The sequence below is a fragment of the Chondrinema litorale genome (assembly GCF_026250525.1).
GTDB lineage: Bacteria > Bacteroidota > Bacteroidia > Cytophagales > Flammeovirgaceae > Chondrinema > Chondrinema litorale.
Genome location: NZ_CP111043.1, coordinates 3,489,558 through 3,502,868 on the forward strand (window position 1 = coordinate 3,489,558; position 13,311 = coordinate 3,502,868).

Consider the following 13,311-nt stretch of genomic DNA (forward strand, 5'->3'; position numbering starts at 1 on the left):
GTTAAAAAAATCACAGCTATAAAAAAAATAGTTAAGGGAACATTATGATCATAACGTATTATAATTAAAAGCTTGTTTCTTCTTAAATATAAAATTAAAAAGCCTATAATTACTCAATTATAGGCTTTTTTTTTTAATCACTGCTTTTTAGTTTAAATACTCTCTTTCTCTGTAACCGTTTTGGTATTATCCTTCGGGTTTCTGTCTATTAATTTGTGTATTGGGTCTATACCAGCTTTTACAGGTTTTTCATCCACCTCAATTGTAAAAGTTTGTTGCTCAGTGTCCATCAAGTGTTTTTGGAGGTATAGTAAAGTGTCTTTACCTGCATCTGTTTGGCCATAAACACCTATTTCTATCCAATCGTTCAGCTCAACCGGACTCTCAACACCAATGCTATCTGCTTCTAGTTTTTTAGCCGATACAGTAAGTTGAACCTGATAGCTATTATCAGAAGTAGCAACATACTCAGCTTTTTCAGCTTTGTTTTCGAATAGGATGATGTCTTCAAGCAAATCAGTTACTACATATTGCATGCTGTCTGGAGTAACCTCTCTAATATACTTAATCAAATCTGCTGTAGTAGGGAAGCGTCCTTGTTTTGGTTGTCCATCAAACATGTTCCAGTCTTTCATAAATCTACTTAAAGCGATGTTTAGACTGTCTTCGCCAATATAATCTTGTAACGCATAGAAATTGACTGCCCCTTTACCATAATGGATGTAAGACTGTTCTTCTACTGTAGCCAAAGGCATTTCTCTTTTAGTTTCACGAGTTCTACCTTTTAAATAGCGCTCTAATTCTTCTTTTAAAAACTGCTCTATCTTTTCTTCTGAATATGTTTGCTTCATTACCATAAGTGCAGAATATTGCGAAAGTGACTCACTGAGCACAGCACTTCCCTGTACATTGGCAGGCATTAACTGGTGACCCCACCATTGGTGTGCTAGCTCATGAGCGGTTACGTAATATGCTACATCTACATCGTCTTCATCATCAATATCTAACATAAAGCCAATAGATTCTGAAAAAGGAACTGTGTTGGCAAACGACTGAGCAAATGATGAATAGCGAGGAAATTCTAAAATTCGCATTTGCTTATGTTGATAAGGACTGAAGTTTTTAGAGAAGTAATCGAATGAGGTTTTCATGGCATGCATCATTCTGTCTAAGTTATAGGTATGCCCTTTGTGATAATAGATTTCCAGATTTACGGGGTCACCTAAAGAATCGATTTCGGGTTTCCATGTATCTCTCATTACCTCATAATTTGCAGAAAGCACCGAGAAGAAATTGAACATAGGTTTGTCCATTTTGTAATGGTAGTAATGTCTGCCTTTTTCTTTCCAGTCTTCTTGTAAATAACCCGGAGCAATGGCGATTTGCCCTGTATCCGTTCCGATTACGATTTCAAAATCAATTAAATCACCATCGTCACCTAAAAAGCCATTTAACAGCTCTCTCTTGTCATCTCTCGGTTTTGCTCTTTCTTTTGGTGGCAAATCGTAATCTTTTCTGTCGTTATCTTGAGAAAGCTCATAGCCATCATTATATCCGAAAGAAGGTAGGTTTGAGTTATTGATAAAAGTACCATTGTAGACGATACCCGTATTAGAGCCACTTTTTACAAAGCCATCTGTTGTAAATGTTTGTTTAAATGAAAGCTTTATGGTGTCTCCCGGATTTAGTGGTGTGTTTAGCTTATGGATATAATAGTCGAATTCATCGAAAGATTCAGTAATGGTTGAGCCAGATTCAAAAACCAGTTCTTCAGTTTTATACTGTTTGTCGCCATTAAGCTGAATATGTACTTCTGGAATTGCCTCGTCTGATTTATTGGTGATGATGTAATAACCTTCTGCCACATAATCTCTTTCTTTTGGATATAAATCTACTTTAAGGTTTACATCTACGATTTTAGGTTGTACGAGGTATTTATATTTTTTTAATGTTTTCTCGTAGTTTGCCTGTCTTTCTTCTCGCGCATCAGAATTACTATATTCATTTAAAACATTGGTATTGTAATAAATGTAGCAACCTGATAAGCTAAAAGTGATAAAGCAAAAGATACCCAAAGTAAGCAAAGGTTTGCTCAGTCTGAGTTTTCCTACTTTCCATCTGGTTTTTAGAATAGACTCAGAACCTCTTACAGAAAAGACAACAGCTATTACAAAAAGGATTAAGGTGAAACCGATCCAATATGTTTTAAACCAACTGTATGCGGCAGGAAAATGCCCATAGCCGTTCATATCTGAGTATGTTCCCAAAGAACCACTATTAAACTGAATTAAGCCATGTTCTATGCCGAGGTTAGAAAGTACAATGGTTATAATGAAAAAGGCGATCATAAACGCATGCCCGATAAACTTGTGGTTTACCATTACTTGTATAAAAAAAGCAAGCAAAGTAAATACAGTTAAAAATGGGAGTGTTGTGCTAAAGGTTCTAGAAAAGTATAAGCCCAACTCGTAATTGTAATAGCCTTTAAAGGTTTGTATGATTACTCCTGAAAAAATTAGTGCTACTATAATTGAAATATAGCAAAGTATCATTGCCAGAAACTTACTTACCAAATTGATGAAATCTGGAATCGGCATGGCATCGTATATCAGGTTGATTTTTACATCTCTTTCTTTCCAGATTAGCTCACCTGAGTAGAATACTACAATAATGATAAAGAATAGGTTAAAACCAGAGATTTGTTCAAGTACAAGATAGGTGGTTGGGTACGTATAAGTGCCAAAAGTTTCGCCCATGTATATGGAGTTAACAAAGAGTATCAGAATACCACAAAAGACAATGCCGAGGAAAGGAATATCTTTTAGCAAAGAGAAAAAGTAAAACCTGACTTGTGAAAAGAGCTGCTTTAAATTTGTACCTATGTTATACTGAAGAGCAACTTTAGGAATAGGTATGGCAATTTGGTTTTTAGTACTTGTTTCTTCTTTAATCTTTTTCTTTCTGAATAACCCTTTTCTAACTACATTAAAACTAAAGCCAAAGTAAGCACCTACTAGCGAAGTTATACCAAGTAAAGTCCATATAAGGCGGTTATACAAAATAATTCCTGATAGGGGAACTTGTTGCGTATTTTGTTCTACCACTGTCCAGTATTGGGTTACTATATCTGCGGTAGAAATAGCAAAGGGGTCTAACAGAGCTGCGAGCTCTTGGTTCTCAAGATCATCTGCAAGCGTTAAACCTATTTCGTAACATACTAAAAGAATTACCCATTGAATGTAAACAACAATCATTTTGCGGCTTAATGAGCCAACAGTGAAAAACAAAGCACCAGTAAAAAATACATTAGGCACAATGAATAAAAAGTAAGGCTGTACGTAGTTCCAAAAATTAAAAGGCAAAAGCTTGTCTACATCGCGCCAAGGCATAAACTCTCCCATCATAAAGCCAATAGGAACGCCTAAGTAAATAATTAAGGCAACCAGATAAGAGCCTAAAAATCTACCAAACAAATAGTCTCCTTTGCTAATCGGGTTTGTAAACATGAGAGACTCTGTTTTGTGTTCAAAATCTCTAAGTACAGAAACTCCCATTATCGCAGAGGTAATCATCATCATTGCAGCCGATAGCATAATCATCATGGTTGCAATGGTAGTAGGGGCATTTTCTTTTACCAGTCCGCTGCCACCACCAATTTGAACTACATCGCTAGACATAGCTCCAAATGAAAGCAGAAACAGAATGAGAAAGTATATATAAGTAGCAGGTCTTTTTTTCCTGTACTGTAGTTCAAACTTGAATATTTCGTACCACATGGTGAAATTCAGTAAGTCTTAAAAAAAAATCTTCTATAAAAGGGAAATGAATTAGGCAAGTTGTGTTGAAGTGTTACCAAAAATGTAAGAGAAATAAACGTCTTCCAGATCGGCTTCTACTGCTTGGAAAGAACCATCTGGCTGTAAATCACTATAAATATGAATGAGTGGCTTGCCAGCAATCATTTTTTCAGTAATTACATTGTATTGCTTTTTGTAAGCTTCCAATTCAGGTTTTTCAATGGTTTTACGCCATACTTTGCCTGCAATCTCATCAATGGCTTTTATCGGGTTGCCTTCTAATAATACTTGTCCCTTGTTAATGATTGCCATTTTAGTACAAAGCTCTTTTACATCTTCTACAATGTGGGTAGAGAGAATTACAACTGTGTTTTCACCAAGTTCACTTAAGAGGTTGTGGAAACGGTTTCTTTCTGCCGGATCGAGACCAGCGGTAGGTTCATCTACAATAATGAGTTTTGGGTTTGATAGAAGGGCTTGGGCAATACCAAAACGCTGTTTCATACCGCCTGAATAACCACCCAAGTTTTTCTTTCTAGCATCGAACAGATTGGTTTTGTGTAACAATGCTTTTACTAGCTCTTTTCTTTCTTTTTTATTATTTACTCCTTTGAGCACAGCAAGGTGGTCGAGTAATACTTCTGCAGATATTTTCGGATAAACACCAAACTCCTGAGGTAGGTAACCTAAAATTTTTCTTACTTCTTCTTTTTGAGTTAAAACATTTAGGTTATCAAAAGTAATACTTCCTTCATCGGGTTCTTGCAAAGTAGCAATGGTACGCATCAAACTAGATTTACCAGCACCGTTTGGCCCAAGCAGTCCGAACATGCCGCTACTTATAGTAAGATTAACATTTTTAAGTGCCTGTACTCCGTTTGAGTAGGTTTTAGAGAGATTCGTAATCTTCAGTTCCATTTATCTTGTTTTATTTGTTTCTGGTATTCAGATTAAAATATGCTAATAATGGTTGCTTGGTTATTTAAAATTATACGAGAGGGTATATATCACCCTAAATGGTTGATTTTATCTCTTTAGTTAAGCAGATTACTTATTTATTACAAGGATTTAGAAATAAATGCAGATTGTTATGGAATTTAATGCTATTTGTAATGAAATGCAGTAAATAAGTCTCTGTAATAGACTACATTTTAATATGTTATCTGTTTGGTATAAGGTGTTGGGAAACTACTTTAAATACTATTTGTTTTATGCATAAATATACACCATACTAAAGCATTATGAAGCATTTTACTTTTCTTTTAATATCATTATTTCTGGTACTAACAAGTTGTAGTAAAATAGAATTTGAGGAAACTACAGATTATAAAAACACTACAGAAGTTGATTTTAATGATTATTGGTACGATGGTTTAGCAGAGCTCAATTCTTATGAGTTAGAGCAAATTCGTTACGGACAAGTACATTCTGGCGAGGCAGTTTTAATTTTCGTTACCGAAGATTTTTCTAAGAGTAAACAGGTAAAACTAGACAATGCTCAAGCAAGCCCACAAGATTCTGTAAAGGTGCTAAAATTGAATTTTACCAAGAAATTCCTAACCGGTATTTATCCTTATTCTTTAATGATGAGTGTGTTCACTCCGGTGAACCAAGAAGAATTTCCTCATTCTATGAAAGTAAGTACTACTACACAAGATTGGTGTGGACATACTTTTGCGCAATTAAACTTGCAGAAAAAAGGCTTTGAGTTTACAGGCAATTCCTATTTTGAAACAGAAAGAGATAGAAAATATCAAATAGACAATGTATTGCTAGAAGATGAAATCTGGAATATGATTAGACTGAACCCAGAAAACTTACCTGTTGGCAAGATAGATATTATTCCGGGTACATTTTTTTCGAGGTTGCGACATAAAAAAACAGAAGTTGTTAAAGCAACTGCCAGTATTACTAACGAAAGTGATTCTCTAAGTACTTATTATTTGGACTATCCAGAGTATGAGAGGCAGTTGTTAATTACATTTCAAAATGAATTTCCGCATCAAATTACCAAGTTTGAAGAAACTCATATTAGTGGTTTTGGAAGTGATGCCAAAAAGCTAACCACCAAAGCTGTAAAGAAAGAAACCATTAAGCTCGATTACTGGAAAAGGCACTTTAACGAAGACCGCAAATACAGACAAGAATTAGGTTTGGGGATTTAGTTTAATCAAAATGGTTTATGAATATCAACTTATATTGAAAGAAGCGAGCTGGGGGATTTTTGTGAAAATAGATGCTGAAATTGCTTTTAATGAAAGCATAGAGAACAATAATTAAGATTTCAGATCATATTTATTTAAATTTAGATATAAGCTTCAATCTAACAGAAGATGAATTAAACTATTTAATTCGAGGAATAGAAAGTAAACTAAACGATTTAAAATCTTTAATTAAAGGTACTTTTATTACCATAAGAGTAACTGATCTTGTTTTTGCAGAAACTGACTTTCAACCTGAGGGGCTTTATTTGGCCATAGTTGGATGGCTTTGTAAAAGTTTTCAATTGCAAAATCCTATTTACCATGTTGATTATAACAAAACTTTGAATAGGTATATCTTTGAGCTTTAAACTAGCTATTAGCTTACTCCCAACTCTTTCTCCTCATCTCTATTGAGCTTTAAATCAGCAGATATTTTTCTTAGATCAGGTCTGGTAGGAATGTAAACTAATAAGATGGCGAGGAAAAACACCAGAGGGATTTTATTCGCAGTAACAATAAATATAACTACATTTGCCATATTAGCACCTTCCAATAAAGCCCACGTAACTAAACAGGCAGTCGTATATGCTTTTAGTTTTTCATCCAGCGAACTTTTAGTAAGAGCTGTTTCTAAAAGTTTGGGCTTCAAAATATAAGAGGCACCAATAGCCGACATGCTTAGAAATACAGAGACGTATACCAGTATATTATTTTCGTCTGAATGAATGTCGCTTTGCATCCCAAAAATAAGATAAGCTACGGCAGCAAAGAGAGTTTGCCCCATAAGGAGTGCAAAAAATAAAATCTTGATTTTAAAATAAAATTGTTTGGGCTGCATCGTATTACAATCAAAAATTTTCCTTTTAAGATAAAGGATTTTTTAGCTAATAAGAAAATGAATTATATCATATTTTTAACATTCAATTCATATTTGAATACAAATTTTTTCTCTAGAGCAGATTTATTAATATTAATTTCTCAGAAGTGATAAATATATATTTTTATTTTGCTACTTTTGCGCCCTTAAATTTCAGCCTATTATGGAGAAACAAGATATCAGGAATATTGCGATTATCGCACACGTTGACCACGGTAAAACTACGTTGGTTGACAAAATTTTGCACGAAAGTCGCCTTTTCAGGGACAACCAGGAAACGGGTGAGCTAATTCTGGACAACAATGATCTGGAAAGGGAAAGAGGTATTACCATTCTTTCTAAAAATGTTTCTGTAAACTATAAAGGAACAAAAATTAATATTATTGATACTCCTGGTCACGCCGATTTCGGTGGTGAAGTTGAGCGCGTGCTTAAAATGGCAGATGGAGTATTATTACTTGTTGATGCTTTTGAAGGTCCTATGCCTCAAACTCGTTACGTGCTTCAAAAAGCAATTGAGTTAGGTTTAAAGCCAATTGTAGTTATTAACAAAGTAGACAAACAAAACTGTCGTCCTGATGAGGTGCACGAATCAGTGTTTGATTTGATGTTTAACTTGAATGCTACAGAAGATCAGTTAGACTTTCCAACTGCTTATGGTTCTGCAAAACAAGGTTGGATGTCAACCGACTGGAAACAACCAACAGAAGACATTACTGCTCTTCTTGATTTGGTAATTGAGCATATTCCATCTCCAGAGTACAAAGAAGGAACAGTACAATTGCAAATTACCAGTATCGATTATTCTTCATATGTAGGTAGAATTGCAGTAGGTAGAGTAGCAAGAGGTAAACTGGAAGCAGGTAAGCCAGTTTCTTTAGTAAAGATGGATGGCGAAACAATCAAATCAAGAATAAAAGAATTATTCGTATTTGAAGGTTTAACCCGTAATAAAGCAGAAGAAGTTTATTGTGGTGATTTGTGTGCTATTACAGGTATAGAAGGTTTTGATATTGGTGATACTGTTGCTGATTTCGAAAATCCTGAGGCTTTACCTCCAATCGATATCGATGAGCCAACAATGAGTATGTTCTTTACAGTGAACAACTCTCCGTTCTTTGGTAAAGAGGGTAAATTTGTTACTTCAAGACACTTAAGAGATAGACTTTTCAAAGAAACTGAAAAGAACCTTGCACTTAAAATTGAAGAAACTCCATCACCAGATTCATACATTGTATATGGTAGAGGTGTACTTCACTTGTCTGTTTTGATCGAAACAATGAGAAGAGAAGGATACGAGTTACAAATTGGACAGCCAAGAGTAATTATAAAAGAGATTGATGGTAAAAAACACGAACCAGTTGAGTTGTTAACCATTGATACTCCTGAAACTTCTTCAGGTAAAGTAATTGAGTTAGTTAGCCAAAGAAAAGGTGAATTAAAAGTAATGGAGCCTAGAGGTGACGTAATTCATTTGGAATTCGAAGTTCCTTCTAGAGGTCTAATTGGTTTAAGAAACTATATATTGAATGCTACTGCTGGTGAAGCTATTATGGCACACCGTTTTACAAGTTTCGAGCTTTGGAAAGGAGATATTCCATCAAGAAACAACGGAGCATTAATTTCTTCTGAAACAGGAACAACTTTCCCTTATTCTTTAGATAAACTACAAGACAGAGGCAAGTTCTTTGTTGATCCAGGTGAAGAAATTTACGAAGGTCAAGTAATTGGTGAGCATATCAGACAAAACGATTTGGCTGTAAATGCTACTAAAATGAAAAAGCTTTCTAACGTAAGGGCTTCTGGTTCTGACGATAAAGCTAAAATTGCTCCTGCAATTAAGTTTTCATTAGAAGAAGCTTTGGAATATATCCAAAAAGACGAATATGTTGAAGTTACCCCAAAAAGTCTCAGATTGAGGAAAATTCACCTCAATGAGAATGAAAGAAAGCGTGCAGCTTCAAGTGCAGGTAACTAATTAAATAGTTCGGGATAATATATAATACGAAGATTAGTATATTTTTTTCGGTTGCAGAAATAAACTGGCTCTTGGTTTGTTTACTTCAGGTAACCGAATGGTATTAATCTTCGTATTTTTTTAACTGATTATATATTTTTTATGAAATTTTATCCCAGTATGAAATATTTCCTTTTAGTTTTTTCATTTATAAGCATTGTTCAAGTTTCACAAGCCCAATTACTAAAGTTTGGTCTTAGAGGTGGAGCTAGTTCTACTAATCTTTCTGCAGACGATCTTCTTATTACTAGTAGTTCAGATTTCGATGAGCTTAAAGTAAAAGTAGGTGATTCAAAAGTAGGAGTACACGCAGGTATTTTTGCCAGAATTAATGTACCTGTATTACCAATTTACATCCAACCAGAATTATTATTCTCTTCTGTAGGTGGTGAATACGAAGTTTCTTCAGTAGTAGATGGTACCGCAGAAACCAGTATAAAAGATGTGAAATTTTCAAGGTTAGATATTCCCGCACTTGTAGGTGCTAAACTGGGTCCACTAAGAGTAAATGCTGGTCCTGTGTTTACTTTTATTCTGAATGAAAACAATGGTTTTTCTGATGCTATTAAAGAAGCTGCTGGTTTACCTGATTCAGATCAAGATACAAAAGGTGCTACTGTAGGTTATCAGGCAGGTATAGGCCTCGATTTATGGAAATTAGCATTCGACCTTAAATACGAAGGTGACCTAAGTAAATTAGGAGACGGTGTTACAATTGGAGGAAGCCAATACAACTTCGATACTAGAAGTAGCCAAGTATTATTAAGTGTAGGTTATTTCTTCTAAAAGATATTTTATAAAAAGAAGGCCATTCTTAATTGTTTGAGAATGGCTTTTTTTTATTTAGCCTTCTGCAAACTCAAGTGCTCTAAGTTCTGCGTAAGTTTCTTTTTTGCCTGCCATCATAAAGCCAACATGCCCGCCATTTATCGGAATTTCAAGATGTACAAATTCATTCTCTTTAGCTAAATCGTAAGGATAACAGCGGTTTACCAAAAATGGATCGTTAAGCGCATTTAAGATTAATGCAGGTCTTGTAATGCTATCAATATAATGTAAAGAGCTTGCTTTATCATAAAAGTCATTAGCGTCTTTAAAGCCATGTAGAGGGGCAGAATAATGGTCGTCAAATTTTCTTAAAGATCTTATTTTGTATTGATCTAAAGCTGCGGCAGAAATCTTATCGGGCATTAAGACTGCTTTCTGTCTTACTTTGGCGCTTAATTTCTTAAAAAACCTTTTATTGTAATACATTTTAGTGGGTTTCTCTAACTCAATACTGCAATCTAGTAGGCTACAAGGTACAGACACAGCAATACCTTTTTTTACCTCTTTAGGCAGCTTATCGCCATGTTCACCCATGTATTTTAAGGTAAGGCTTCCACCCATGCTAAAACCAACTAAAACAAGCGAAGTGTAATTGCCTGTATTAAGTATGTGGTTTATAACCAAAGCAAGGTCGGGAGTATCGGCATGGTGGTAAAAACGAGGAAGTTTGTTAAGCTCGCCACTACAGCTTCTGCAATTCCAAGCGCAGGCATCCCAATTGGCATCGTTAAATAACTTTACAATGCCTTTAACATAGTGCCTGCTACTGCTGCCCTCTAATCCATGAGAAACTAAAACAATTTTATCTGAGCCTTTTTTAGACCAGTCTAGATCAAGAAAATCTCCATCATTTGTATCTATTCTTTCTCTTTGGTAAGTTACGCCCTCAATTTCTCTAAAAATACTGGGAATTACTGTTTGTAGATTTCCGTTAAATTGATGAAGAGGAGCTTTGAAATTTTTTGAATTGATTATTGGCACTGGAATAAATGCTTTTTATTAATAATAAGTCAATAATTAAAGTTTTTTTGACTAAGTACACATCGATTTGGCTAAATAACTAAAACTTGTGCTATTTTTTTTAGTGATTGGCATAATTGTAAGTTTATAATAACTTTATATAAAAAATGCAGTTATGTAAACATCAATGCATATTTAAATCAAATCGTTTTGAATTTTTTTATTTGCAAATTGTAATTTTTTCTTGAATTCATTCAAACTTGCCCTTTAGATTTTCAATGATAAAATATACTTTTGCGAAAAATTAAAACAATAAAATTTATTGTGGATAAAATTAAACTAGATATTTTAGGGCTTTCAGCTAGCCATTCTCAATCGGGTTCTTTTGCACTTGTGTTAGGAGAAGAGTTTGGTAATAGAAGATTGCCTATAATAATCGGAATGTTTGAAGCTCAGGCAATTGCTATTGAGATGGAAAAGATTGTTTCAAACAGGCCAATGACTCACGACTTGTTTAAATCTTTTGCCGATAGTTTTCATATTGATTTGCATGAAATAATCATTTCTGATTTAAGAGAAGGCGTATTTTATGCAAAAATTGTATGCAGTTTTAGAGATGGTTCTAACTTTATAGAAATGGATGCACGTCCTTCGGATGCTGTTGCTATAGCTTTAAGGTTTGATGTACCTATCTATGCATTTGAATCTGTGCTTTCTGAGGCTGGAATAGTTTTAAATGAAGAAGAGGAAGGTACAAAGAGTGCAGCAAAAGAAAGAAAATCTGCCAAAAAGAAGCCTAAGGAAAAAGAGAAATCAGCAACCGATACGACTCATGAGTTGTCTGCGCTTACAATCGAAAAATTGCAATCGATGATGGAAGCAGCAATTGCTAAAGAAGACTATGAGAATGCTGCTAGAATTAGAGATGAGTTAAACAGAAGAAATAGTTGAAAGCATTATAAATAAAAAAAGCTGTTTGAATCGATTCAAACAGCTTTTTTTATTATTTATATACTTTTAGAAAGGAGGATCATCTCTTCGAGCTCCTTTATCTTGATTATTGATCTTGCTTCCTACAATAATGCTTGATCTATTTCCCGGGTCTTCCATAAAATCATTCTCTCCAAAACCTGGAATAAAATCATTTCCGCCAAAATCGTCGCTTTCCCAATCGGTAAATTTGGTGTATTTACCAATAAACTTCAATCTCACTCTTTCTGTAGCACCGTGTCTGTTTTTCTCAATCATAACTTCACCAGTGCCAGTTACAGGAACTCCCTCTTCATCTTCTGTAATACCATAGTACTCAGGTCTGTAAAGGAAGATTACCATATCTGCATCTTGCTCTATTGAACCAGATTCCCTTAAATCTGAAAGCTGAGGTCTCTTATCGCCACCTCTGGTTTCTACAGCACGGCTAAGCTGAGAAAGTGCAATTACAGGAATGTTTAATTCTTTTGCCAACTGTTTTAGCGATCGGGAGATCATCGCGATTTCCTGCTCACGGTTACCATTCTTGCCAGATTCACCTGCCATTAACTGTAAGTAGTCAATTATTACCATTTGGATGTCGTGCTGAGCCTTTAACCTTCGGCATTTTGCACGTAATTCCAAGATAGAAAGAGCAGGTGTATCATCTATAAAAATAGGAGCTTCAGAAAGTTTAGCTGTTTTATCAACTAGTTTCTTCCACTCATGCTCAGAAAGTTTACCTGTTTTAAGCTTGCTACTGTCTAGTTCTGCTTCGGCAGAGATTAATCTTTTTACCAACTGTACAGACGACATCTCCAAAGAAAATATAGCAGAAGGCTTACCAAAGTCTACTGCGGCATTTCTTAAACTCGAAAGTACAAAAGCTGTTTTACCCATACCAGGTCTACCAGCTAATATGATAAGGTCAGATTTTTGCCAACCAGAAGTAATTCTATCTAGAGAAGAGAACCCACTCGGCACACCAGTTAATCCATCTACCTGATCTCTCATACTTTCCAATTCTGCAATGGCATCGCTCATAATAGAACTCATACCAGAAAAGTTTTTTCTGATATTCATTTCAGATACTTCGAAAAGTGCCTGTTCCATTTTATCAAGCAATTCAAAAACATCAGAGGTTTCTTCGTAAGAGTCTCTTTGGATTTGGTTTGAGATATTAATCAGTTCCCTTTTAATAGAATACTGCAAAAGCAAACGAGCATGGTATTCTATGTTTGCGGCAGAGTTAACTCTTTGTGTAAGCTGGGTAATGTAGATAGCACCTTTAGCAATGTCGAGCTCACCAGAAGAACGAAGTTGAGCTGTAACAGTTAAAAGGTCTATCGGTTCAGATTTGGCAAATAATGCCAAAATTGCTTTATAAATTCTTTGATGTGCTTCTAAATCAAACGATTCTGGCTTTAAAATTTCGATTACATCATTTAAAGCATCCTTCTCCAACATCAGAGCTCCCAACACAGCTTGCTCCAATTCTATGTCGTAAGGTCTTTTTTTTCCCAACGGAGTAGAATCAGAAACATTCGGCTTAGTGGCGTTATAGCGGGATGTTCTGCGATTTATATTCATCTTATCTTCGTTCATTTATCAAAAATATGAATTTTGATTGTCAATGAGTATGATGTATTAAGAGAATTT

The 13,311-nt window shown here is 34.9% G+C and carries 9 protein-coding genes; 4 read left to right on the forward strand and 5 right to left on the reverse strand.

The window, feature by feature from the left end:
- Positions 1-152: 152 nt before the first annotated feature.
- A complete protein-coding gene (locus OQ292_RS14370) occupies positions 153-3,776 on the reverse strand; it encodes an ABC transporter permease/M1 family aminopeptidase (RefSeq protein WP_284682833.1) in 3,624 nt (1,207 codons plus the stop codon).
- A gap of 51 nt (positions 3,777-3,827) precedes the next feature.
- Positions 3,828-4,715 carry an ABC transporter ATP-binding protein gene (locus OQ292_RS14375; RefSeq protein ID WP_284682834.1) on the reverse strand — a complete coding sequence of 296 codons (888 nt, stop codon included), beginning with the start codon at positions 4,713-4,715 and terminating at the stop codon, positions 3,828-3,830.
- A 323-nt stretch (positions 4,716-5,038) separates the two neighbouring features.
- On the opposite strand from OQ292_RS14375, the gene OQ292_RS14380 reads away from it, so the two are divergent.
- Positions 5,039-5,962: a hypothetical protein gene (locus tag OQ292_RS14380; protein WP_284682835.1), complete on the forward strand. Its 924-nt coding sequence runs from the start codon at positions 5,039-5,041 to the stop codon at positions 5,960-5,962.
- Between the two features lie 415 nt (positions 5,963-6,377).
- Here OQ292_RS14380 and OQ292_RS14385 read toward each other — a convergent pair whose 3' ends face one another.
- A complete protein-coding gene (locus tag OQ292_RS14385; protein WP_284682836.1) occupies positions 6,378-6,785 on the reverse strand; it encodes a hypothetical protein in 408 nt (135 codons plus the stop codon).
- Positions 6,786-7,041: 256 nt separating this feature from the next.
- Between OQ292_RS14385 and typA the strand changes: the two genes are divergently transcribed.
- Positions 7,042-8,856: a translational GTPase TypA gene (typA, locus tag OQ292_RS14390; RefSeq protein ID WP_284682837.1), complete on the forward strand. Its 1,815-nt coding sequence runs from the start codon at positions 7,042-7,044 to the stop codon at positions 8,854-8,856.
- A gap of 159 nt (positions 8,857-9,015) precedes the next feature.
- A complete protein-coding gene (locus OQ292_RS14395; protein WP_284682838.1) occupies positions 9,016-9,681 on the forward strand; it encodes a porin family protein in 666 nt (221 codons plus the stop codon).
- A 57-nt stretch (positions 9,682-9,738) separates the two neighbouring features.
- Here OQ292_RS14395 and OQ292_RS14400 read toward each other — a convergent pair whose 3' ends face one another.
- On the reverse strand, positions 9,739-10,704 hold the full coding sequence (locus OQ292_RS14400) for a YheT family hydrolase (protein WP_284682839.1): 966 nt from the start codon (positions 10,702-10,704) through the stop codon (positions 9,739-9,741).
- A 303-nt stretch (positions 10,705-11,007) separates the two neighbouring features.
- Here OQ292_RS14400 and OQ292_RS14405 point away from each other — a divergent pair, with 303 nt between their 5' ends.
- Entirely contained in the window at positions 11,008-11,634 is a 627-nt protein-coding gene (locus tag OQ292_RS14405) for a bifunctional nuclease family protein (RefSeq protein WP_284682840.1), read from the forward strand.
- A gap of 66 nt (positions 11,635-11,700) precedes the next feature.
- Here the strand turns inward: OQ292_RS14405 and dnaB are convergent, their stop codons facing one another.
- Positions 11,701-13,257 (reverse strand): replicative DNA helicase, encoded by a 1,557-nt coding sequence (gene dnaB, locus OQ292_RS14410; RefSeq protein ID WP_284682841.1) that lies wholly within the window; start codon positions 13,255-13,257, stop codon positions 11,701-11,703.
- Between the last annotated feature and the right edge of the window lie 54 nt (positions 13,258-13,311).

What these genes read in the sequence shown, in the direction of transcription:
- OQ292_RS14370 (WP_284682833.1), bottom strand. Translation starts at nt 3,776, where the DNA reads ATGTGGTACGAAATATTCAAGTTTGAACTACAGTACAGGAAAAAAAGA.
- OQ292_RS14375 (WP_284682834.1), bottom strand. Translation starts at nt 4,715, where the DNA reads ATGGAACTGAAGATTACGAATCTCTCTAAAACCTACTCAAACGGAGTA.
- OQ292_RS14380 (WP_284682835.1), top strand. Translation starts at nt 5,039, where the DNA reads ATGAAGCATTTTACTTTTCTTTTAATATCATTATTTCTGGTACTAACA.
- OQ292_RS14385 (WP_284682836.1), bottom strand. Translation starts at nt 6,785, where the DNA reads ATGGGGCAAACTCTCTTTGCTGCCGTAGCTTATCTTATTTTTGGGATG.
- typA (WP_284682837.1), top strand. Translation starts at nt 7,042, where the DNA reads ATGGAGAAACAAGATATCAGGAATATTGCGATTATCGCACACGTTGAC.
- OQ292_RS14395 (WP_284682838.1), top strand. Translation starts at nt 9,016, where the DNA reads ATGAAATATTTCCTTTTAGTTTTTTCATTTATAAGCATTGTTCAAGTT.
- dnaB (WP_284682841.1), bottom strand. Translation starts at nt 13,257, where the DNA reads ATGAACGAAGATAAGATGAATATAAATCGCAGAACATCCCGCTATAAC.